This is a genomic window from Lachnospira hominis (ex Hitch et al. 2025) (assembly GCF_040096395.1).
GTDB lineage: Bacteria > Bacillota > Clostridia > Lachnospirales > Lachnospiraceae > Lachnospira > Lachnospira hominis.
In genome coordinates, this window is record NZ_JBBMES010000006.1 from 14905 (window position 1) to 39590 (window position 24686).

20 protein-coding genes are annotated in these 24686 nt (G+C 37.3%); 5 read left to right on the forward strand and 15 right to left on the reverse strand.

Annotated elements, in window-relative coordinates:
• Positions 1-29 precede the first annotated feature (29 nt).
• The 4 genes from WMO38_RS07190 to hpf form a co-directional block, all read right to left on the reverse strand.
• Positions 30-491: a chemotaxis protein CheW gene (locus tag WMO38_RS07190; protein WP_349161981.1), complete on the reverse strand. Its 462-nt coding sequence runs from the start codon at positions 489-491 to the stop codon at positions 30-32.
• A gap of 41 nt (positions 492-532) precedes the next feature.
• Positions 533-1651 (reverse strand): peptide chain release factor 2, encoded by a 1119-nt coding sequence (gene prfB, locus WMO38_RS07195; RefSeq protein WP_349161982.1) that lies wholly within the window; start codon positions 1649-1651, stop codon positions 533-535.
• Between the two features lie 19 nt (positions 1652-1670).
• Positions 1671-4238 carry a preprotein translocase subunit SecA gene (secA, locus tag WMO38_RS07200; protein WP_021865295.1) on the reverse strand — a complete coding sequence of 856 codons (2568 nt, stop codon included), beginning with the start codon at positions 4236-4238 and terminating at the stop codon, positions 1671-1673.
• Between the two features lie 232 nt (positions 4239-4470).
• Positions 4471-5001, reverse strand: coding sequence for a ribosome hibernation-promoting factor, HPF/YfiA family (gene hpf / locus WMO38_RS07205; RefSeq protein ID WP_021865296.1), 531 nt, complete (start codon positions 4999-5001; stop codon positions 4471-4473).
• A 618-nt stretch (positions 5002-5619) separates the two neighbouring features.
• On the opposite strand from hpf, the gene ymfI reads away from it, so the two are divergent.
• On the forward strand, positions 5620-6375 hold the full coding sequence (gene ymfI, locus WMO38_RS07210; protein WP_349162097.1) for an elongation factor P 5-aminopentanone reductase: 756 nt from the start codon (positions 5620-5622) through the stop codon (positions 6373-6375).
• Between the two features lie 29 nt (positions 6376-6404).
• Here the strand turns inward: ymfI and WMO38_RS07215 are convergent, their stop codons facing one another.
• On the reverse strand, positions 6405-7742 hold the full coding sequence (locus WMO38_RS07215; RefSeq protein ID WP_349161983.1) for a diguanylate cyclase domain-containing protein: 1338 nt from the start codon (positions 7740-7742) through the stop codon (positions 6405-6407).
• 1 nt (position 7743) lies between these two features.
• Positions 7744-8913, reverse strand: a complete 1170-nt coding sequence (locus tag WMO38_RS07220) for a cation diffusion facilitator family transporter (protein WP_349161984.1) — start codon at positions 8911-8913, stop codon at positions 7744-7746.
• Between the two features lie 240 nt (positions 8914-9153).
• Between WMO38_RS07220 and WMO38_RS07225 the strand changes: the two genes are divergently transcribed.
• Complete coding sequence (locus WMO38_RS07225; protein WP_349161985.1) at positions 9154-10593, forward strand: serine hydrolase domain-containing protein; 1440 nt, start codon at positions 9154-9156, stop codon at positions 10591-10593.
• A 43-nt stretch (positions 10594-10636) separates the two neighbouring features.
• On the opposite strand, the gene WMO38_RS07230 is transcribed toward WMO38_RS07225, so the two are convergent.
• The 9 genes from WMO38_RS07230 to WMO38_RS07270 all read right to left on the reverse strand — a co-directional run bounded on the left by WMO38_RS07230 (position 10637) and on the right by WMO38_RS07270 (position 21224).
• Positions 10637-11797 carry a CgeB family protein gene (locus WMO38_RS07230; RefSeq protein WP_349161986.1) on the reverse strand — a complete coding sequence of 387 codons (1161 nt, stop codon included), beginning with the start codon at positions 11795-11797 and terminating at the stop codon, positions 10637-10639.
• Between the two features lie 18 nt (positions 11798-11815).
• A complete protein-coding gene (locus WMO38_RS07235; RefSeq protein ID WP_349161987.1) occupies positions 11816-12814 on the reverse strand; it encodes a 2-hydroxyacid dehydrogenase in 999 nt (332 codons plus the stop codon).
• A complete protein-coding gene (gene hisC / locus WMO38_RS07240; RefSeq protein WP_349161988.1) occupies positions 12811-13926 on the reverse strand; it encodes a histidinol-phosphate transaminase in 1116 nt (371 codons plus the stop codon). Before hisC ends, WMO38_RS07235 begins: the two co-directional genes overlap by 4 nt.
• A 140-nt stretch (positions 13927-14066) precedes the next feature.
• Positions 14067-15692 carry a peptide ABC transporter substrate-binding protein gene (locus WMO38_RS07245; protein WP_349161989.1) on the reverse strand — a complete coding sequence of 542 codons (1626 nt, stop codon included), beginning with the start codon at positions 15690-15692 and terminating at the stop codon, positions 14067-14069.
• Between the two features lie 107 nt (positions 15693-15799).
• Positions 15800-16786 carry an ABC transporter ATP-binding protein gene (locus WMO38_RS07250; RefSeq protein ID WP_021865305.1) on the reverse strand — a complete coding sequence of 329 codons (987 nt, stop codon included), beginning with the start codon at positions 16784-16786 and terminating at the stop codon, positions 15800-15802.
• Positions 16787-16855: 69 nt separating this feature from the next.
• Positions 16856-17899: an ABC transporter ATP-binding protein gene (locus WMO38_RS07255; RefSeq protein WP_349161990.1), complete on the reverse strand. Its 1044-nt coding sequence runs from the start codon at positions 17897-17899 to the stop codon at positions 16856-16858.
• Positions 17900-17911: 12 nt separating this feature from the next.
• The gene (locus WMO38_RS07260; protein ID WP_349161991.1) at positions 17912-18826 is read right to left on the reverse strand and encodes an ABC transporter permease; all 915 of its coding nucleotides are present in this window, start codon (positions 18824-18826) and stop codon (positions 17912-17914) included.
• Between the two features lie 12 nt (positions 18827-18838).
• Positions 18839-19756 carry an ABC transporter permease gene (locus WMO38_RS07265; RefSeq protein WP_186837316.1) on the reverse strand — a complete coding sequence of 306 codons (918 nt, stop codon included), beginning with the start codon at positions 19754-19756 and terminating at the stop codon, positions 18839-18841.
• Positions 19757-19814: 58 nt separating this feature from the next.
• Positions 19815-21224, reverse strand: coding sequence for an MATE family efflux transporter (locus WMO38_RS07270; protein ID WP_349161992.1), 1410 nt, complete (start codon positions 21222-21224; stop codon positions 19815-19817).
• Positions 21225-21561: 337 nt separating this feature from the next.
• On the opposite strand from WMO38_RS07270, the gene WMO38_RS07275 reads away from it, so the two are divergent.
• The 3 genes from WMO38_RS07275 (at position 21562) to WMO38_RS07285 (ending at position 24631) form a co-directional block, all read left to right on the forward strand.
• A complete protein-coding gene (locus WMO38_RS07275) occupies positions 21562-22569 on the forward strand; it encodes an NAD(P)-dependent oxidoreductase (protein ID WP_349161993.1) in 1008 nt (335 codons plus the stop codon).
• 90 nt (positions 22570-22659) lie between these two features.
• Positions 22660-23304, forward strand: a complete 645-nt coding sequence (locus WMO38_RS07280) for a TetR/AcrR family transcriptional regulator (protein WP_349161994.1) — start codon at positions 22660-22662, stop codon at positions 23302-23304.
• Positions 23305-23338: 34 nt separating this feature from the next.
• Positions 23339-24631 (forward strand): TrkH family potassium uptake protein, encoded by a 1293-nt coding sequence (locus tag WMO38_RS07285; protein WP_349161995.1) that lies wholly within the window; start codon positions 23339-23341, stop codon positions 24629-24631.
• Positions 24632-24686: the final 55 nt, after the last annotated feature.

The window sequence follows — 24686 nt, forward strand, 5'->3', positions numbered from 1 at the left end:
GTTAATCACCATCCTGTGATATTAGCTGATTACTTCATATCTTCTGCCATCTGCTTTACAGCAGCTTCCTCTTCCTCACTTAAAAGTTCTGTAACATCAAGAAGAATTATAAGATTACCATCAACATTGGCAACACGAGGCATATATTGTGTCTGTGCATTAAGAGCAATCTCCGGCATAGGAACAATATTTTCAGGTTCAATATCGCCTATCTCAACTACCTCATCAACCTCAAGTGCAAGTTTAACATTTTTTGTATCAATAATAATTGTATTTTCGCTCACACCATTATCAACAAGTCCAAATTTCTTTTTGAGACTGTATACAGGTATCACCTCACTCCTTAAATTTACAATGCCTTTAATATACGGCATTGAATTTGGAACCGGAACAACCTGAATCTCTCGTTCTATTGACTGTACAAGATTAATGTCTACACCATACATTTCGTTACCGACTTTAAACACTACAGGTTTAATGTAATCTGACATAAAATACCTCCTTATCATGCTTTTGTATATGCATTATATTTTTAATCTGCTTTTTTACCTGTATTAACCCAATTAAGATATGCATTAATAAAAGGATTAATATTTCCGTCAAGAACGCTTTGTGCATTGCCTATATCTTTGTTTGTTCTATGGTCTTTTACCATTGTATATGGCTGCAAAACGTAGCTTCGTATCTGATTACCAAAATTAATATCCTTGACATCACCTCTGATATCTGATGTTTTTTCAGCATTTTCCTGCTGCTTCATAAGATACAGCTTTGCTTTGAGCATCTGCATGGCTTTATCCTTATTCTGGTGCTGTGAACGTTCATTCTGACACTGAACTACTATTCCTGTCGGAATATGTGTAATTCTGATTGCGGATGATGTCTTGTTAATATGCTGTCCACCGGCACCGCTCGAACGATAAGTATCTATTCTTAAATCATCATCATTAATCTCAATATCAACATCTTCATCAATATCAGGCATTACATCACATGATACAAACGATGTCTGTCTTTTTCCTGCTGCATTAAATGGTGAAATTCTTACAAGTCTATGTACACCATGCTCTGATTTTAAATGTCCATAAGCATTATCTCCGGAAACTTCTATTGTAACAGACTTAATTCCGGCTTCCTCACCTTCAAGATAATCAAGAGTCTGTGTTGTATATCCGTTAGCCTCTGCCCATCTTGTATACATTCTGAAAAGCATCTGACACCAGTCGCAGGCCTCTGTTCCGCCTGCTCCTGCATGCAATGTAAGGATAGCATTATCTTTGTCATACTCACCTGAGAGAAGTGTTTCAATCCTTAAATCTTCAAGTTTTTCTTCAAATGAATTAATTTCATTCTCAACTTCCGGAATAAGAGAAGCATCATTTTCTTCATCTGCCATCTCTATGAGTGTTTTGGCATCCTCAAGCCCTTGCTCAAGCTCATTGTATTTTTCAAATGAGCTTTTGAGCGTTTTTAATTCTTTCATGGCATGCTGTGACTTTTCTGTATTATCCCAAAAGCCAGGAGCCTCCATATCAGCTTCTAGTTCTTCTATTCTTTTCTTTTTATTTTCTAAATCCAATGACTTTTTTATCTGTTCCATTGGCTTTTCAAATCCCGAAATCTTATATCTGAACTGGTCTAATTCTACCACAATTACTCCTTTTTTCCGATTATGCCTGTCTTCCGCAACAGTTTTTATATTTCTTTCCACTTCCACATGGACAAGGATCATTCGGATATATCTTCTTTTCTACTCGTTTTACAGGACCTTTTACAGACGGACCATCATCCTTGTTAGTGCCTGTTACTTTGGCAACCTGTTCACGTTCAACTTTCTGTTCAACCTGAATATGCATAAGAAGTCTTACTGTGTCTTCAGTAATTCCCTGTGTCATTGTATCAAACATGTCGTATCCCATCATCTTGTACTGGATTACAGGATCCTTCTGACCATATGCCTGAAGTCCGATACCCTGCTTTAACTGATCCATATCATCAATGTGATCCATCCACTTACGGTCGATAACTTTAAGAAGAACTACACGCTCAATCTCTCTTATCTGTTCTGGTTCTGTAAATAATGCTTCTTTATCTTCATAAAACTTTACTGCCTGCTCTTTCAGACTGTGAAGAAGCTCATTTTTATTCTTTATTGTATCATTGTATTCAACCGGTGCAAGAGGTATCGTTGGAAGAAGAAGTTCGTTGATTTCTTTATAATCCCACTCTTTTGCATCTTTATCATCATTGATACAGCAGTTTACAACACTTTCAACAAAATCTGTAATCATCTTGAGAACTGAATTACGCATGCTCTCACCATTAAGAACTCTGTTTCTTTCTGCATAGATGATTTCACGCTGTTCGTTCATTACCTGGTCATACTCAAGAAGATGGCTTCTTATACCATAGTTATTAGTCTCTATCTTCTTCTGTGCACTCTCAATTGCATTACTTAACATCTTATGCTCAATCTGTTCGTCTTCACCGACACCGAGCTTGTTAAATACATTCATAAGACGTTCCTGTCCAAACAAACGCATAAGATCATCTTCAAGTGAAATATAGAATCTTGATTCACCCGGGTCACCCTGACGTCCGGCACGTCCACGCAGCTGGTTATCGATACGTCGGCTCTCATGTCTTTCTGTACCAATAATCTTTAATCCGCCTGCTGCTCTTGCCTCATCATCAAGTTTAATATCAGTACCACGGCCAGCCATGTTTGTCGCAATTGTAACTGCACCATGCTTACCTGCCTCTGCTACAATCTCAGCTTCCTTTTCATGGAACTTGGCATTAAGTACATTATGAGGTATTCCTTTCTTTCTTAACATCTCACTTACAAGCTCTGATGTCTCGATTGTAATTGTACCTACAAGTACAGGCTGCCCTTTTTCATGTGATTCTATAACAGACTGCACAACTGCATTAAACTTGCCTTTCTTTGTCTTGTATACAGCATCATCATAATCAATTCTCTGAACCGGCTTATTTGTCGGAACTTCAACAACGTCCATGTTATAAATTTCACGGAATTCCTTTTCTTCTGTGAGAGCAGTACCTGTCATACCTGCCTTTTTCTCAAACTTATTAAAGAAATTCTGGAATGTAATAGTTGCAAGTGTCTTACTTTCTCTCTTAACTTTTACATGCTCTTTCGCCTCAATTGCCTGATGAAGACCATCTGAATAACGGCGTCCCGGCATAATACGTCCTGTAAATTCATCTACAATCATTACCTCATCGTCTTTGACAACGTAATCCTTATCTCTGAACATAAGATTATGTGCACGAAGTGCAAGCGTAACATTATGCTGGATTTCAAGATTTTCAGGATCGGCATAATTATCTATATGGAAGAACTGCTCAACTTTATGAATACCCTGTTCTGTAAGATTGACAACTTTATCTTTTTCATTGACAATAAAATCACCATCTTCTTCTATCTCTTCCTGCATGATGGCCTGCATCTTTGTCATCTCGCCCTTATACTCACCTCTTACAAGCTGACGAGCAAGTACATCACACAATTCATAAAGCTTTGTTGACTTGCCGCTCTGTCCTGAAATAATAAGCGGTGTTCTGGCTTCATCGATAAGAACTGAATCGACCTCATCGATAATACAGTATTTAAGTCCTCTAAGAACTATCTGTTCTTTGTAAATAGCCATATTATCACGAAGATAATCAAATCCTAATTCGTTGTTAGTAACATATGTAATATCACATGCATATGCTGCTCTTCTTTCATCATCTTTCATATCATGAAGAACAATACCAACACTGAGGCCAAGGAACTTGTGAATCTGACCCATCCACTCAGCATCACGCTTTGCAAGATAATCATTTACAGTTACAACAAGTACGCCTTCTTCTGTCAAAGCATTAAGATATGCCGGAAGTGTTGATACAAGCGTTTTACCTTCACCTGTACGCATCTCTGCTATACGTCCCTGATGAAGAATAATACCACCGATAATCTGGACTCTGTAATGCTCCATTCCAAGCACTCTCTTACCAGCCTCTCTGACAACAGCATAAGCTTCCGGAAGAATATCATCGAGTGTCTCGCCTTTTGCAAGCCTTTCCTTAAACTCTTTTGTCTTTCCTTTTAACTGCTCATCGCTTAATGCACCCATAGCATCACGGTAGCTTTCTACCTTATCTACAATTGGATATATTCGTTTTAATTCATGTTCGCTGTGTGTACCAAACAGCTTCTGCATTAATCCCATTCCATAATCTCCTTAAAATGCAATATTATTAAACTCAAATTATTCATAATTGTAACACCAAATAATAATATAAGCAAGTAGAACGCCTTATATATGCGACATATCTCAATTATGTTTTTAAAAATTTTGTCGAATTTTTTAGTAAAAGCTCAAAAGCCGGATGTTATATTTTCTGTATAGTACAGCAACATAACATCCGGCCGGCTTAAATCATATTAAATTGTCATGTTAATTAATCAAGTTCAGGCTCTATCAATCCGTATGTATTGCCTTTTCTCTTGTAAACAACGTTGACTTCTTCTGTCTCTGAATTGAAGAATACGTAGAAATTATGTCCGAGAAGTTCCATCTGTACGCATGCTTCTTCAGGATCCATCGGCTTGATTCCAAATCTCTTAGTTCTGATAATCTTTACATCATCTTCATCATCGTAATCCTTGTCCACAAATTCCTGTGCAAAAGCTGCCGCATTCTGCTGCTTTGAAACTATCTTGTTCTTATATTTCTTCAGCTGACGCTCAATAACTTCTTCAACGAGGTCAATTGATACATACATATCACTGCTGACCTGCTCGCTACGGATTATATTTCCTTTCACCGGTATAGTAACTTCAATCTTCTGTCTTTCCTTCTCAACGCTAAGTGTTACATTAACTTCTGTTTCAGGAGCAAAGAATCTGTCAAGCTTGCCAAGCTTCTCCTCGACTGCTGATTTCAAACCCTCTGTTACATCGATATTCCTTCCAGTTATAATAAAACGCATGATGTCCAACTCCTTTATTAATAGATTATCAAGATACGACGGCACATTAATCTGTCACCTTATATCCTTATCTTCAATATTATTAGCCGTTCCTCATCTGATGTGATTATTATAACATAATTTCAGATATTAGCAAGTAAATTCTTGCAATTTATACTTTTTTCATTTATTAATTGTTCAACATTCCATTTCAGGCCACTACTAGACAATCATTATTTTTGTCAAGCAAAATACGGGTATTTTTTTGTCCAAAAATACGATTTATGATTTATTAACAAAACATTTATTCTCCTGTTACCAACATAATCCACAATGTGGATTGTGTATATTTTTTGTGGATAATGTGCATAACTTGGTGCATAACTTAAAATTTGGATAAAATGAGGGTTATTCAGTGTGGATAACTTCTGTATATTTTGTAGAATGATGTCAATAGATTTTTATCAATTTTTTAATTTGTATTATTTTTTCGTCATGATGCACAAGATTGATTTTGTCAATATGCTTATGCCTACATTTTTTATAAAATATTTCTGATTGACTTAATATCTGCTTGTAAAAAATAGTTTTGCAGTTTATTCTAATATTCAGAAAATAAATATTTTACGGAGAATGTGGATTATGAAACAGACTGTTGTTATAACAGGGGCATCAAGAGGAATTGGCAGGGCTGTTGCTCTTGCTTTTGCTGAAAAAAGTGCTTCTAAAAATAATCATAAAGAATATAATATTTTTGTTAATTGTGCAAAAAACAGTGAATTGCTTGAAAATGTAAAGAAACAAATAAGAGATTTGGGTGTATGCTGCGAAAGCTTCACTGGCGACATAAGTGACTATAACACTGCTATGGAAATGTTTGATGAGGTTCACCGGCATTTTGGTAATGTTGACATTCTTGTTAATAATGCCGGTATTTCTATTATCGGACTGTTTCAGGATATGACAAGAGACGAATGGGACAGAATCATGAATGTAAATGTCGGTTCTGTATATAACTGCTGCCATTTTGCAATCCCGGACATGATTAATACAAAATCAGGAAGAATCATTAATATTTCTTCTGTATGGGGAAATGCAGGTGCAAGCTGTGAAGCCGCATATTCTGCAACAAAAGGTGCTGTCAATTCTCTCACAAAAGCACTTGCAAAAGAACTTGCCCCAAGCGGAATCTGCGTAAATGCAATTGCATGTGGAGCAATAGATACTGATATGAACTCCTTTTTAAGTGACGAGGACAAGCTCAGTCTTTTTGAAGAAATCCCGGCAGGAAGAATGGGAAGACCAGACGAAGCCGGAAAGCTTGCTGTTATGCTTGCTGATGCACCTTCTTATCTTACAGGACAGATAATAACACTTGACGGAGCCTGGATATAACAGGCTCCGTCGTAATTCACACATTATTTTCAGAATTTTCTTCTCTCAATTCCCGCTTTACGATAATATTCGGATTTATCTATATACATATTATGTTCTGATTCTGTCAGTAACTTATCAAGACCCTCATAGAAATTTTCTCTCCACGCAGCACCAACTGCCATAAGTGAATTGCTTTTCTTCGAACATTCTTTTAACTGCTCTGTTTTTTTATATAAATCATCTTCTGTAATTTCAGGACATAATACGAGAAATTCATCTCCTCCTATCCTGAATATTCCATAATCACTAAATATTTTTTTTAAACAATCACTGGCACGAAGAATCAGTTTATCTCCCGCTTCATGTCCTTGTGTGTCATTAACATTTTTAAGTCCTGTAATGTCACAGTAGACTGCACCGATACATTTATTCTTATCAAGACGTTTCACAAACTTTTCAACAAGAAATCTGTTGCCAAGTTTTGTAAGTGCATCTTTATAACTCATATTCTCAAGCTGCATTAAAAGATTTCTTCTCCTGATACATGAAGAAATAAAATATCCTACTATCTGAAGCATATTATGTGCATACTCCATATATTTTTGAGGAGGATTGTCAACACCGTAAAATCCACTTATTTTTCCATCTGTATAAAGAGGCACGGCAACAAGTGCCTTGATATTCTGCCGGCTTAATATATCATACACATCGGCCTCTTCTACCTTTAATTTATCAATATCAGCTATTACAATGTCCTTATCTTTGCCAAACATATCATACCAGCCTCTGCATATATCCGGCACAAGATTCTGAAGACTGTCTTTTTCAGGTTCCACGCCGTCTGCACACCACTCATATGTGTTATTATCAAAGTCTTTCTCGTCTTTCTCAACAATATAAACACGGTCGGCATTTAACGCTTTCCCCATATATTCAAGTATAATATCAATTTCCTCATCAGGTGATGTTGCCTGAAATGCAACACGTATGCCATTATTTACGACAAGTTCAAGATCTCTGTAGTTGTCAACCATTCCTTTCTGCTGCTCCTCGAATGTAACATCAAGTGCAAGCTCAGCACGGCATCTTCTTCCTTCGTCCTCGATAATTGTATCTTTTAAAATAAAATGTTTGTTGAGAATCGGATTAAAATAACGCCATTCCTTAAACTGTCCAACTGATAAATCTTCATTGTTACAGATTTTGCACGGACTTGATGAGTTTTGCAGAATTTCATAACATTTTTTACCGGCAACTTCATCAACACTTTTAAATCCATATATATTTAATGCTTTTTTATTCATGTATATAAGCTCATGTGTATCAATATCAGCTACATACATACATTCATCCATATTTTCAAAAAATTCCCAAATTTTTTTCATACTAACGCACCATCGCCCTATCAATATTTATAACCGCATAACAGTTCTCATCATAAATTTTTATATATGAGTTGATTTTTTTCTTTAAAACATCATCAGAAATTTCAAAATCATATGGAACTACCACATCAAACATCAGCTTTTTCATTATCGGTCCTCTCATAACCCTGAAATCATGCATTGAAAGCCTTGCATCTATTGTACTGATAATCTGATTTGTTATTTTTCTCAATTCGTTAATCTGTTCATCATCAGTTATAACCGGGTCAAGATGTATTGAAATATCGCATCCCAGATTATTTTTCACACGTTTTTCTGCTGTATCTATAATCTCATGTGCATCAAGCATATCCATGTTGTATGGAAGTTCTGCATGAAGTGACGCGAATCTTCTTCCGGGACCATAATCATGAACAATCAGATCATGCACACCTATAACATGTTCATCTTCTTTGACTGTATCTTCAATTTTATGTGCAAGTTTCTCATCTGCCGGCTGCCCAAGAAGCGGCTGCAAAGTATCTCTTGCCGCCTGTACTCCCGCAACAAATACAAATATGGCAACTATTGTTCCCGCAATACCATCTATATTAATTCCTGTAATTTTCCATAATAAAAGTGATAAAAGAACAACAGCTGTTGCAACGCAGTCTGAAAGACTGTCTGTGGACGTTGCAAGCATAGCTGCCGAATCAAGTCTTTTTCCAAGTGAACGGTTAAATAAAAACATCCATGTTTTCATCAGTATCGAACCAACAAGTATTATTACCGATAAGATGCTGAAATACATCTCATCAGGATTAAATATCCGTGCAACAGAACTTCTGAAAAGTTCAACACCCATTACTATAATTGCCGCCGCAACTATAAGACCCGATATGTATTCTATTCTTCCATGTCCAAACGGATGCTCAGTATCTGCGGGCTTTCCTGAAACTTTAAATCCTATAAATGTAACAATTGATGAGCCTGCATCTGACAGATTGTTAAACGCATCTGCTGCCACTGATACTGCACCTGTAATAATTCCTGCCAGAAATTTGAGTAAAAATAAAATTATATTGCATGTAATTCCTACAATTCCTGAAAGCATGCCATATTTTTGCCTTACAACGGGATTGTCGGTATCATTGCTGTTTTTTATAAATATTTTCAACAACAGTTCTGTCATAGCTCTACCTCAAAGTATTTTTTCATAGTATAATATGTAATGTTACATCAATCGTGAAGAAATTAAAAGTATTTTTTGACGTTTTGTGGTGTATGAATTATAATTATGAATAAAAACAAGGAGGCCAAATCCTCTGCTCCTGCATGGGCAGTCGCATTTTGCTTCGCAAAACAAGGAGGCCAAATCCTCTGCTCCTGCATGGGGCAGTCGCATTTTGCTTCGCAAAACAAGGAGGATTTTATGATTTTTGAAACAGCTTCACCTGAAAGCACCGGCATACCTTCTTATGCTGTTAAAAATTTTCTGACACGGCTTGAGAAGCAGCAGCTTCCTCTTCACAGTGCAATTATTATGCGTCATGGAAAAATATGTGCTGAAACTTATTATGCACCATATAATAAAGATTCTCTTCACCGCATGTTTTCAATCACCAAAAGTTTTGTTTCTATGGCAATAGGATGTCTTGCAGAAGATGGCAAACTTAAACTTGATGATAAAATTGTTGACTATTTTCCGGAAAAGCAGCCAGAAAGCGGAACTTACAAATACACAGCAATGCTCACTATCCGTGACATGCTGAAGATGAAAACATGTCATACAAAGACTACTTATAAAAATCCAGGTGTTACAGACTGGGTTGGCTCATTTTTTACAACTAAACCAACTCATGTTCCCGGAACTGTTTTTTCATATGATACTTCTTCAACACATGTACTTGGTGCACTTGTTGAGAAATTATCTGGAATGACTATTCTTGATTACCTGAGAAGCAAGGGGCTTGACGAACTTGGCTTTTCTAAAGATGCCCATATTCTTACAGACCCTCAAGGCATTGAGATGGGCGGTTCCGGAATGTGTGCATCTTCAAGGGATATTCTTCTTATGATGATGCTTATAAAAGGGGATGGTGCTTTAAACGGCAGGCAGTATTTTCCAAAAGACTATGTCAAAGCTGCAAAAAGCCTCCAGAGCGATACATATGGAAAACAGGGCACGTTTGAAGAAATGCAGGGTTACGGATACCAGATATGGCTCACCAGAAACGGTGGTTATGTTTTATTTGGAATGGGAGGACAACTCGCATTATATGTTCCTGATAAAGATATTTTTATGATTACAACTGCCGATGCACAGGGGCGTCAGGGCGGTGTACAGCTTATCTATGATGCATTCTGGGATGAGATTTATTCTGCAATTGACAGTGATTCTCTTCCCGAAAATAAAAAAGCACATGATGAACTTATAAAATACTGCGAAAGCCGCACTGTAATGAATATTACCGGCAGCAGCACAAGCAGCCTTGAGTGTGATATAACAGATAAAATTTATATATGTGACGAAAATGCATGCGGTGTTAAGAGCATACAGTTAAACATAGATAAAACAACTCACACAGGCCATCTTTCTATAAAAAACAACGATGGCATCCAGGTTATTGATTTCGGAATGTGTACAAACGAATATGGCATTTTCCCCGGATACGACCTTGAATATGCAGCATCAGCCGCATGGCGTATGGAAGATTATCTTCTTATAAAAATACAGATTATTGACAGTGCTGTCGGTAATCTTTATATCGGGCTGTCTTTTAAGGATTCATACCTAACTGTTATGATGCGTAAAACAGTTGAAGATTTGTTTAACGAATATGATGGTATTTTCAGCGGAAGAACAATGTAAACTGTAAAAACGGGCTGCACACTTTCTAAGTGTGTCAGCCCGTTCATAATACATATTCAAGCATCTGCTTTATTCTTATATCATACGTGTGTAATTCTTTTACCTTTTTATGTCCGTTTTCGGCAATCTGCTTTCTTTCGTCCTCATGCTCAAGATAATAAATAGCTTTTGCCTGCATATCGGAAAGGCTGTCATAAAATACAATATCTTTTCCATTCTCAAAAAATGATAAAAATTCCGGCTGGAAATTAGTCAGAAGAAATCCCCCCGCACCAAGCACGTCCCACACACGCAGCGGAATTCCGCTTCTAATATTTCTTATCGTAAAATTCATATTGATTTTACTTGCAGCAAACACTTTCGGCATATCATTAAAATAACTGACCGTTCCACGAATAATTACATTTCTTAGCCTGTCCTTTGCCGGGTCATCTGTATACAGGTCAACCTTTGCAGCCTTTGCAAGCAGATTAAGACACTCTATTCTTTCTGTCTGTGCCATTTTATAGCCCAGGAATGTATTGGTAAATATAAGTTTTATATCGGAAAAGCTGTTTTCATCCTGCCTGAAATCTACACACTCAGAAAGTTCTGCAAGAATATCTGGCGTCAGTATTCTGTCAAAAATATTATCGCCGAAAATATCAAGCTGTGCCCGAAACGCCGAGTCAAAATATCCTCTTAAATAAGGTGGAAGGCTTTCATAAATATCATCATATGAATTCTTGTCGTACAATCCTCCGACAAATGAAATATCGGAGCTGAATTTTTCCTTCTCGTCCGGTTTGGTATTTTCAAGCAGATGCTCAAGTCTTTCCGAATCAACTGCAAGAGGGAGATAATATACGTGATTAAGCTCCATTGCCTTAAATTGCATATAATTAAACTTGTCAAATATAAATATGTAATTGCACGGATTGTATACAGAATCGTGATACATCGTAAGCATCGGACTGTCTACAGTCCATGAAATATACTTTTTCCCTGCCTTCATGCAGGCACCCGAAACTTCCTGAAAATAATTTACCGAAAATACAATGTCATATCCAGCAAATTTTTCAGCAAGCATATTTTCTATTTCTTCCTGTTTTTCACGCACAAAATCGACAGCATTAAATACGTGCACTTCATGCCCTGCACGTTCTAATGCTGCCTTTATGTCTTCCTGATTAAATACTTTCCATTTGTACAATAAGAATCTCACTTTTTAAAGCTCCGTTTTCTATGGGTGATTTACAATATTTACAGGAGTTTCGCCTGCACATACTTTTTTGAAATTACTCCATATTGTACCATATATTTTGTCAAATGTCTGTACTGTAAGACCACCTATATGAGGAGCTAACACTATTTTTTCTGCAAGTTCGCCGTCATTTTTCATTGCCTTAACTACAATATTGTCTTCTTTTACAGGCTCCGGAGCAAGAACATCAAGTCCTGCCGCAGCAATCTGACCGCTTTTTAAAGCTTCCAGAAGTGCCTCATTTTTTACAACTTCACCTCTCGCTGTATTTATAAGTATTGAACCTTTTTTCATCATTGCAAAACGCTCTTCGTTCATATACTCAAATGTTTCCTTATTTGACGGAATGTGAAGACTTACAATGTCACAGTTTTTTAAAATATCATCCGCACTCATATATGTTACGTTATATTCTTTTTCTTGTGAAGGCGATAACGGATATCTCTTGTTATAGCTTACACGACATCCGAATGCATTCAGAAGCTTTGCTGTCTCAATGCCAATATCGCCCATTCCTATTATTCCCACATGCATACTTCCAAGCTCGGAAATTCCCTCCATGCTCCAAGATGCTTTTGCTTCAATCTGTCTTCCCTCAAGCACGCGGTTATGTCCTGTAACGGCATGTCTTAAAACCATGAGCATAAGCATTACTGCCTGTTCCGCAACAGCGGTCTTGTTGGCACCTCTGTTATTACATACATAAATATGCTTTTCGTCTGCCGCTGCAAGGTTTATTCCTTCGTAACCTACGCCCTCGGAATGAATAATTTTAAGATTCGGCATCGCTTCTATAAGTTCTTTTGGAACAGGCGTAATAGCATCAGCCAGTATCGCATCGGCATCACCACCCATTTCAAGAAGCTTTGTCGTATCTTTTTCATATCCTGCAAAAACATACTCCCAGTCTTTTGAAAGATTACTGAAATCTGTAAATCTCTCCACTCTGTCACGGAGTGTCATAAACATAATTTTCATATTTTTTTAAGTTCACCGCTCTCAATTATTTTTTTGATAATTCCGACCATTTTTTCATTCTGGTCCATTCTACCAACTGTAATTCTACTATAATCGAAATTACCTCTTATAATCAAGCCATATTTTTTACATTCTTCTGCAAATTCAGCAGCATTGTATCCTGTATTCACATAAAGGAAATTTGTCTCGGAAGGATATACGTAAAATCCCATTTTTGTAAATTCATCAGTAAGATATTTTCTGCCCTCAAGCATTGCTGCTTTTGTCTTTTTGATATATTCTTCATCGTCAAGTGCAGCCATTGCTCCTGCAAGTGCAACCCTGCTTCCTGTAAATACACTTGTGCATTTCTGGAGAATCGCATGCATTTCCTTATTACACATTGCATATCCTAATCTGACGCCTGCAAGACCATATAATTTTGAAAATGTTCTCGCAACAACAACATTTGTATCATCGCTGATTTCAGAAACCATACTCTTTACATCAGGATTGCTTGAAAGCTCGATATAAGCTTCATCAACAACAATGATTATATCTTTCGGAACTTTATGTATAAACTCTTTTAATTCTTCACTGTCAACAACCGTACCTGTAGGATTGTTCGGATTACATATGCAAATCATCTTTGTCTTATCAGTGATTGCGTTATACATTGCTTTTAAATCAAATTTCAAGTCTTCTGTGAGAGGAAGGACTACAGGTGTTCCGTCATTTCGGATTACTGCTCCCGCATATGCACCAAATGTAGGCTCACAGAATATTACTTCATCGCCTTTTTTGATAAATACTTCTCCCAGAAGCGATAAAATTCCACTCGCACCGACTGCAATAACTACATTATCGCCGCTGTCATCAAATCCGTTCATAACACCGATTTTCTTTCTTATCTCAATACAGAATGGGTCAGGATAAATATGTACTCTTCCGACTTCCTTTGCCATTGCCTCAATTGCTTTCGGCGAAGGTCCGAACTGGTTTTCATTAGAAGCAAGTTTTAAAATATCTTCAGGTGCGATTCCATATTTTTTTTCAACACTTTCTGCTGTATCTCCCGGTATGTATGCAGGTATATTCTTAATTCCGTCTTTTACTAAATCTTCTAAGCTCATAATAATCCTCCTTGTTTTATAAGGAAAATACGTCTGCCCTTGCAGGAGCAGAGGATTTACCCTCTTTGTTATAAAAGGCTGCCGCACTTATGTGTGGCAGCCCTCATGTCATGCCTTTAGTTACTATTAATTATTATCTTTTATTCTGCTGCCTTGATGAACTTGAGAAGAATCTGACCGGCTGAATCAAATGAGTAACCTGTGTATTTTGGATTTAAGAGGCAGATTGTCTTATTTGTTGCAAGCGGTGCAACATATGCCTTGTCTGTTACAAGAAGCTTTTCTGCATCATGCATTATAGTATTTCTCTTTGTCTCATCAAGTTCTGCTGTCGCATCATCACAAAGCTTGTCATAATCAGCGTCTTTAATTCCTGCATCATTAAGTCCGGATGTTGATGTCCACATAAGCAGATAATCCATTGCATCATCATAATCGGCTGTCCAGTTATGTCTTGTCATATCAAAGTTTCCTGATTTTCTCTCTGATACACATACCTGTGATTCCATACCGTTAAGTTCAACATTAATGTTAAGTGCTGACTTTAACTGTGCCTGTATTGCCTGTGCAATAAGTTTATCCTGTTCATTATTAGGATAGTTGTATGTAACAGTAGGGAAACCTGCTCCGTTAGGATAACCTGCCTCGGCAAGAAGTGATTTTGCCTTTGCAATGTCCTCTGTTACCATCTCTCCTGATTCATCACTGAATTTCTTACCTGTTCCGAGATTAGAAAGCATGTATTTTGCAATAAACTGTGTTGATGCCTCGTAGTCATCACCGACTGTCTTACAGATTTCTGCTCTGCTAAGTGCCATAGATATTGCTCTTCTTACCTTATCGTTGTTAAATGGTGCCTTTGTCACGTTGAAAAGTATAAATCTTGTTGTGATATTAGGCTGTAATACCAAATCGCTCTTGCCCTGGTACTCTGACATTACATAAGCCGGAAGATTTGTTGCAAAATCAACTTCGTTTGTCTTATAAGCTGAAACTGCTGCTGTCGCATCATCTATAAACTTAACTGTAATATCTTCAAGATATACCTTATCAGCATCATAATAGTTAGGATTCTTCTTTAACTTATAATACTGGCCCTGTACATATTCGGTCATGTAAAATGCACCATTTGCAAGGTTTGTCTTAGGGTCTGTATACCATGTCTCATTTTCATTTGTTGCAATTCCTGCCTTTGAAGGATAACAGCACTGCATTGCAATGAGCTTTAAGAAATATGAACAAGGTTTTACAAGTTTGAATTCAATTGTGTAATCATCAGGTGCTGTAACACCGACATTATCTACAGATGCAGTTCCTGCATATGCTTCTGTGGCTCCCACAATCGGGCTTAACATATCCGCATATATTGATTTTGACGTCTTTCCATCAAGTGAACGCTTGATTGTGTTTACAAAATCGGCTGATGTTACTGCTGAACCGTCACTCCATTTTGCGTCTTTTCTAAGATGGAATGTCCAAGTAAGTCCATCCGAACTTTCCTCGTATGACTCAGCCATCGCCTTGCTTACCTTACCATCTGAATCGTATGTTATAAGCGGTTCGAGACAAAGTCTTGAATACTGGATAAACATACCCAGTGCAACACCCGCAGGGTCTAAGTCACCTTCGGTATTACCTCCCTGAATTGTAATAGATTTTGTTGAAGCTGATGTGCTTCCTGCACCGCCGCAGCCTGTAAACATTGTCATTGTGGTTACGACTGCCAGCACTACTACTGCCATTTTCTTAAAAAAACCTTTTCTCATATTAATTCCTCCTTTTTTGTTCGGGGTATCTATTAACAGCCTTATGGCGTGTTAATCAATTTGTTTTATGCCGGCACAAGTGTGTGCACAATATTTTGACACTGCAATTATAAATAATCAAAACAGGCAACCTTTCTGTCTCCAACATTTACCATGATTGGCGGTCCTGCGAGACATTCTTCTCTGCATCTCGGACACCTTGATGCAAAAGGACAGCCTGTCGGCATATCAAGAGGGCTTGGTATTTCGCCCTTTAACATGATTCTCTTACTTTCCCTTGCCAGCTTAGGGTCAGGAATAGGAGCGGCTGACATAAGTGCTTCCGTGTATGGATGAAGCGGGTGATTATACACTTCATCGGCATCTCCGAATTCTACGAGATGTCCCAGATACATAACTCCTATTTTATGGCTTATATGTTTTACCATTCCCAGATCATGGGCGATAAACAAATATGAAATTCCCTGTTCGTCCTGAATCTTTTCAAGAAGATTAATTATCTGTGCCTGAATTGAAACATCCAATGCTGATATAGGTTCATCGCAGACTATAAAATCAGGATTTAATGCAAGAGTTCTCGCAATTCCAACTCTCTGTCTCTGACCTCCCGAAAACTCATGCGGATATCTTCTGATATGGTCGGGCTTTAATCCAACGAGTTCAAGAAGTTCATAAACCTTTTCTTTTCTCTCAGCCTTTGTATACATGTTATGGATTACCATAGGTTCTTCGATAATGTCACCGATTGTAAATCTCGGATTAAGACTCGCATATGGGTCCTGAAATATCATCTGCATGCTTTTTCTTAAATTGTGCATTTTTTTGTTACTGAGTTTCGTTATATTCTGTCCGCGGTAAAATATTTCTCCACCTGTAGGCTCATATATTTTCATAATTGTTCTGCCGAGTGTTGATTTGCCGCAGCCGCTCTCACCGACAAGACCTACTGTTTCGCCTTCCATAACATCGAGTGAAATTCCGTCAACAGCCTTAACATATTGGCTCATATGGATATAACCTCTTTTTGCGAGGAAATATTTTTCAAGCTCTTTTACACGAATAATCGGTGTATTTTCCTTTACATTTTCTGTCATAAGCCCTGCCTCCGTTTCTTTGTCCATGATTTAAGCTTTTTGATTTTTAAGTATTATAATCTCTGCCAATCATCCATTCACTGCTGCTGACTGTTCCTGAACAATTTTGTCTGCACTGTCTTTGCAATATTCCCAGCAGCTGCAATACTGGTCTTCTGAAAACTGCGTCCTGCATGGCATATAATCCTTACAGATTTTCATTGCCTTACTGCATCTTGGCATAAACGCACAACCCGAATTAAGCTTTAACAAATCAGGCGGTGTTCCCGGAATCGGGATAAGTGACTGACGTTCACCGTTTGTATGAGTTCCTATACTTCTTAAAAGTCCCATTGTGTATGGGTGTTTAGGATTATAAAAAATCTCATCTGTTGTTCCGTGTTCAACAATCTGTCCGCCGTACATAATGTTAATTTTCTGACAAAGTGTTGCAACTACGCCGAGATCATGTGTTATCATAATAATCGCTGTTCCCGTTTCCTCGGCTATCTCTTGTAAAAGTTCCAATATCTGGCTCTGAACTGTAACATCCAGTGCCGTTGTAGGTTCATCTGCAATAATCAGCTTAGGATTGCATGAAAGTGCAATCGCTATGATAATTCGTTGTCTCATACCACCTGAAAACTGGAACGGATACTGGTCGATTCTCTTTTCCGGACTTGGTATTCCGACTTTTTTCATAAGCTCTATAGCTCTTTCTCTCGCTTCCTTTTTACTGCACTTTGTATGTCTTAAAATCTGTTCCTCAATCTGTGTTCCGACTTTCAATATCGGATTTAAGAATGTCATCGGGTCCTGAAAAATCATTCCTATATCATTGCCCCTTATTTCCTGCATTCTTTTTTCATATGCTTTTTTATTGTTTTTGTATTTTTCGCTTATTGGAGAAATCTCCTCACCATCAAATATAATGCTGCCAGATACGATTCTTCCGTTGTCTGCCAAAAGTCCCATTAAGGAAAGCATTCCGACACTTTTTCCGGAACCGGATTCACCGACAATTCCTAATATTTCTCCTTTTTCAAGACTGTAATTGACATTTCTTACTGCCTTTACAATTCCCTGTCCTGTTTTAAATTCTGTTGTCAGATTTTTTATTTCCAAGAGTTTCATAGGCGTGCCTCCTTATCTCTTTCCCTTAGGATTTAATGCTGAGTTCAAACCTTCACCGATGAAGTTAAGGCTGAAGATTGTTACACAAATAGCCGCTACAGGAAACAGCATCTGATATGGGAAAATCTCAAGATATGTTCTTGCATCCTGTGCCAGTGTACCGAGACTTGCCATCGGTGCCGAAATACCTACACCTACGAAGCTAAGAAAAGCTTCCATAAATATTGCCTGAGGTATCATAAGTGTTACTGTTACAATAATTGTTCCGAGTGAATTGACAATCAGGTGTTTAAATAAAATCCTTCTGCTATTCGCTCCAAGAACAAATGCGGCAAGTGCAAATTCCTGTTCTTTTAATGTAATAATCTGTGACCTTACCATTCTTGCCATTGAAATCCAGCCTGCCACGCAGACACCAATAATAATGCTTCGCACATTTGAACCGAATATCAGCATTATGAGGATTATGTAGAGAAGTTCAGGTATTGAATAAAGAATATCCGTAAGTCTCATCATCCACATATCAACACGTCCTCCGACGTATCCTGCGATACCGCCGTAAATAACACCGATTATCGTATTAATCACTGCTGTAACAATACCAACCATAAGACTGATTCTTGCACCATAAAGAACTCTTGTAAAAAGGTCTCTTCCGAATCTGTCTGTTCCAAACCAGTGTGCTGTGCTGGGACGCTGGTTCATTATTGCTGTATCCATTCCGTCATATGAATATGGGGAAATCATCGGTCCGAATATTGCCATAAGTGCAATTATTAAAAATATTACAAGTGCAATCATTGCTCTTTTATTTTTTACGAACCTCTCACAGACATCTTTAAAAAAGCTCTTGCTTTCAATGGCGATAAATTCATCATTCTTTTCGTCTGGGTCTATCGGTTCAAAATATTCTGATTTATTTAACATGGCACTTACCTCCTACTTTGAAAGTTTTATTCTAGGATCAACAACAGCTGATATAATATCAACCAGAAGATTGCATACAATAATCATCGCACCGATAAAAATTGTCATTCCCATAATAATCGTATAATCTCTGTTTGAAATCGCATTTACAAACTCGCGTCCGATACCTGGAATAGCAAATACATTTTCAATTACAAAACTACCTGTAAGAAGGAATGCTATCATTGGACCTGCGATTGTAATTACAGGTAAAATCGCATTTTTCAAAATATGCTTAAAAGTAATAGTGCTCTTTTTAAGACCTTTCGCCTTTGCCATTACCACATAGTCCTGATTCATTGCTTCGCTATAGCTTGACTGTACAAGTCTTGAAATCTGTGAAATCGGATATGCCGACATTGCAAGAACAGGAAGTATATAATGTCTCGGTGTTGTAAGTCCCGTTGCCGGAAGCACTTTCAGGTAAACACCAAATACAAGCATTAAAAGAATCGCAAATACAAAGTTTGGAATACTTACACCAAGTGTAGTTCCGGTAAGAAGAATACCTCTCACCCATTCTTTTTTCGTTGCTGCCATCCATATTCCCATTGCAACTCCTACAATAAGTGAAAATACAAATGCACTTAATCCGAGTGAAACTGTATTCGGAAGTCCCTGTGCAATAATTGTATTTACTGAAACACCTGTCTTTTTGTAAGACACTCCCAAATCTCCATGTAAGAGATTCTTCATATACAGTAAATACTGCTGGTCAAGCGGCTTATCCAATCCATATTTTGAATTGAGCTGTGCAAGTGCCGTAGCTGAAATATTGTCTGATGAAAACGGATTGCCGGGCATCAGTCTTGTCAGAAAAAATGTTATTGTAATAAGAACAAACAGGGTAACTATTCCTAACCCCAGTCTTTTTAAAATATACTTCAGCATAATTTTCTCCTCCTTTTTTCTTTTCTGAATTAGTATAAAAAAAGACCCTGTTGTTTTTTCATTCAACAGCGCCTTTGCTATATTCCTCTTTTTCTTTTTTATTCAATTGTAAAATTCCATTTATGTATATAGTTGATACAAGTATAAGTGAACAGAAATCTGAAACACTTGAACTGTATAAAACTCCATTCAGTCCCAAAAATCTTGGAAGAATCAACAATGCCGGAATTAAAAATAATCCGTTCCTGCTGATTGAAATAAATGTTGCAACCTTTGGTTTTCCTATTGCCGAAAAGTACATCGAAGCCAATGTCTGAAATCCCAAAAATAGCATAAACATCTTTGATTTTCTCATTGCCATTGCTCCATATTCGGCAAGCTGGGCATCGCCGCTTGAAAATATTGCAAATAATGTTTTCGGTACAATCATCATCAGAAGCCATACCACCGTGCATATCACAAATGCAATTGCCTGACCAATCAATGCTGCATTTCTTGTCCTTTTGTACTGTTTTGCTCCATAATTGTAACTTATTATTGTAGATATTGCATTGTTCATTCCCAGTACAACCATAAGTGCAATGCTCTCAACAGTATTTACTACTGACAGTGCTGAGATTGCTAAATCTCCTCCACCGGCTCCCATCTCATTATTACCATATATCATAAGTGAATTATTGGTTATGAGATTATTTACAAGACCAAAGCCCTGAAAAACTGCCGGTGCTGCACCAAGACCTGCAATTTCAAGCATCTTTTTAAATCTGACACTTTTTAATCCTGCCCATCTTAGTACACTTTTTTCCCTTGTAAAATACAAGGCACTTACCGTGGCTCCCACAACCTGGCTTAAAGCTGTCGCGGCTGCGGCTCCCTGTAATCCTGCATTGAATACTATGATAAAGAGTGCATCCAGACCAATATTTAGGAGTGCTCCTATCATTGAAACAACCATCGAATACCTGACATTTCCTTCTGCTCTTATTGCTCCTGCAAGTCCGAGATTCATAATCTGGAAAAACTGCCCAATTGCTATAATTCTTAAATAATCAACCGCCGGATTATGAAGTGCTGAACTTTCCCTCGCTCCACATAAAGATATAAGCTGACTGGCGAATATGAAGAAAAATAATGTAACAATAAATGCAAGTATGGCTCCCATTGAAACAATATTCGTAAAAGCTTCGTCTGCTTTGTCTTTTTCTTTTCTTCCAAGTGATAAGGAAATAAGTGCCCCGCCTCCTATAGTAAGAAGAACGGTAATTGCTGAGGTTACATTGTTTAACGGAAACATAAGTCCGATTGCTCCCAATGCATTTCTTCCAACAAACTGACCTACAAATAATCTGTCAACCACATTATATAATGCAGTTGTTATATTGCCGCATATTGCCGGAATCGACATAGAAACAATTAAGGGAAATAATTTTTTTGTACCGAGTGCATTAACCCTTTCACCCGCTTCCATGTCATCACCTCACTTTTTTGTTTTATGCTTTTGTTTTGCATGAGCTTATATTACACACGTGTAATCATTTTGTCAATATGTATTTTTATATTTCATACACAACTTTAGTGTTTTTTGATTTTTATTTAACATAATTAGGTCATTTTTCATTTTCACCATATTATATTAAGTTATAGATGATTTTAATTGTCTTTAAAACTTTCTTTAACGCGTTAAAATAGTGCCTTGACTTTTACACACGTATAATTTAAACTCTTTTATATAAAGCAGATGGACGGCTTTTAACAGCTTCTGCTGCTGATATAAAATAATATAAAATAAGAAAGGACTGACTGCTATGAAAGTACAGGTATTAGTAAGTAAACCAAAAAGTTTGGACATAACTCTTAATGAAATGATGGAAAAATGGCATATGCTTGAATTAATTCCCGGTCTTGAATGTCATTTTTATACTTATGACAAATCTCTTACATCTGAAGAAATAAGCAATATTATTGATTCAGATACCGAGGCCGTAATCGGCGTTTATTTAAGGAAAGACCTTATCACTGAGGATTTCTTTATTAAACATCCAAAGCTTAAATATATGGCTGGAATGGCTCACGGATATGAGGAATTTGATGTTGAACTTACGCACAAATACGGTGTTACGATAACCAATACCGCCTATGGTGCTTCTACAATCGCAGAATTTGCATTTGCTCTTCTTCTTGATATATGCCATAAGGTTGAACTTCACAGCAGCTATGTTAAGACACATGACTGGGTAAATGATCCATCTCCACGTTACATGTTCGGATTGAGTGACCAGATAGAACTTAACGGTATGACTTTCGGCATCATCGGTCTTGGAAAAATAGGTTATCATGCTGCACTTATTGCAAAAGGCTTTGGTATGAATGTTATTTCTTTCAACAGACATTTAAAAACCGGTGCCGAATATGATTTTATAGAGCAGGTAAGTCTTGATGAAGTTTTGTCACGCTCGGATGTAATATCGCTTCACACACCTCTTACCGATGCAACTAAAAACATTATTAATAAAGAAAGCATTGCTAAAATGAAAGACGGCGTTATATTAATAAACACATCCCGTGGTGGTCTTATAAATGAGGATGACCTCGTTAATGCCTTAAATTCAGGCAAAATTTATGCCGCCGGTCTTGATGTCATAAGTGAGGAGCCCCCACGCCATGACCTTGGAATCCTTCACTGTGAAAACGCTACGATAACAGACCATATCGCATACTTGCCAAAGACATCAAGACTGCGTTCAGTTTCGGTTGCCATATCTAATTTCAAGGCATATCTCGACGGCTGTCCTACAAGTGTAATCAATAAATAGTACAATGTTCTCATTTTACAATGCATCATTGACTTCATATATCAGCAGTGGTATACTAATACTAAATTAGTATAAGAATTGGAGAGCATCATGTCAAAAGGTGAAGAAACAAAAAACAGAATTCTTTTTGTGGCAAGAGATTTATTTTATGAATATGGATTCCATAAAACAACTGCCCGCATGATTTCTGAAAAAGCCAATACTAATCTTGGACTTTTGAATTATTACTTTAAAAATAAAAACGAGATGGGACTTATAATATACAGCAGTATCCGTGACAGGTTTGATGAACTTATCGCAGAATATTTTCCTGATATGGACGAGCTTATGCTGTTCCTGTTCTCTAGTACACTTGAACTTTATCTTTGTATTACAAATGAAAAATATGGCAATTTTTTTCATGAATTTATTGGTGGTGAACCAAAAAACAGACGTTTTATCCAGGAACATATCTCCGATGTATTCTGCCGCTATTCTTCAGAATATGCACAGACACCGGAATATACAATGCTTGCAACAATAAGTATATCGGCCATCAAACCTGCCGTTGTAGATTACGTTCTCAATCACAAAGGTGAGATTAAGACAGATACCTATTTAAGATATTATCTTGAACAGCAGCTTCACTTCCTTGGTCATAACAAAAGTGAAGCCGACTCATATATTGAAAAAGTTCATAAGTTTTATATAAGTGTTGCACCGCGTTTTACACCGGTTATGACACCACTTGTTTAAAAATAAAAATGAAAGGACCTTCATACAGATGTTCATGTTACTTAAAAAGTTATCCGCATCACGCATTATTGCTCTTGGATTTGCTCTTGCAATACTTACAGGCTCAATACTTCTTATTCTGCCATGCAGTGTACGACCGGGCGTGCATCTTGAATATATAGACTCGCTTTACACATCAACAAGTGCTGTCTGCGTAACCGGACTTGTAAGTGTTGATGCCAAAGATACATTTACTCCTCTTGGACAGTTTTTCCTTGCTATGCTCATTCAGATTGGCGGTCTTGGTGTTACTGCCATCGGTGCCGGAATTATCATTGCCATGGGAAAAAAAGTTAATATGAAAGGACGAAGCCTTATCCGTGATGCTCTTAATGTTGATTCCGGAAAAGGCATGATTATATTTATCCGCGATATTTTTATGACAACAGTTTTTTTTGAGCTGGTTGGTGCCATGTTAAGTTATATTGTATTTTCTAAGGATTATCCGCCTGTTGAGGCTCTCGGAATAAGCCTGTTCCACTCAATTGCGGCATTTAACAATTCCGGATTTGATATTCTTGGCAATTACCGGAGTCTTACAGGATATTATGATAATTTCACACTTAATATTATAACTTGTGTGCTCATATTCTTTGGGGGTATCGGTTTTCTTGTAATCCGTGAATTAAGAATTAAACATTTTCACTGGAAAAAGCTCTCTATGCATTCGCGTGTTGTAATTTCAATGAGCCTGTTCCTTATTGTTTCAGGTACACTTCTCATTAAGGCAACTGAAAATATTTCATGGCTTGGTGCTTTTTTCCTTAGTTTTTCAACAAGAACAGCCGGTTTTTCAACATATCCACTCGGTAACTTTTCATCAGCCGGACTTCTCGTTGTAATTATACTTATGTTTATAGGTGCATCTCCAGGTTCAACCGGCGGCGGTATAAAGACGAGCACATTTTTTGTTTTATTGCAGGGAATCAAATCTGCAGCTACAAACAAATCTGAAAAGGCTTTTCACTATGCTGTTCCAAAAAATGCTTTCAGCAAAGCTGCAATTATAACAGCTATCGGAGCTGCCATAGTTCTTACCGGAACTTATATTATGCTTGTTTTACAACCCGAGCTTTCTTTTATAGATGTATTTTTTGAAGTAACAAGTGCATTCAGCACATCAGGATTATCAACAGGAATAACTCAGCAGTTAGGAATAGGGGCAAAGCTTCTTTCAATTATAATAATGTATGCCGGTCGCCTAGGTCCGCTAACGATTGTAACAGTATGGTATTTCAGCAAAGGTGAGCGTGTTTCTTACCCGGAAGGAAATATATCTGTCGGCTGAAACTGACGCATCTTTGGCAGTCCATAACATGCGAATACGGCTCACAGCCTACATA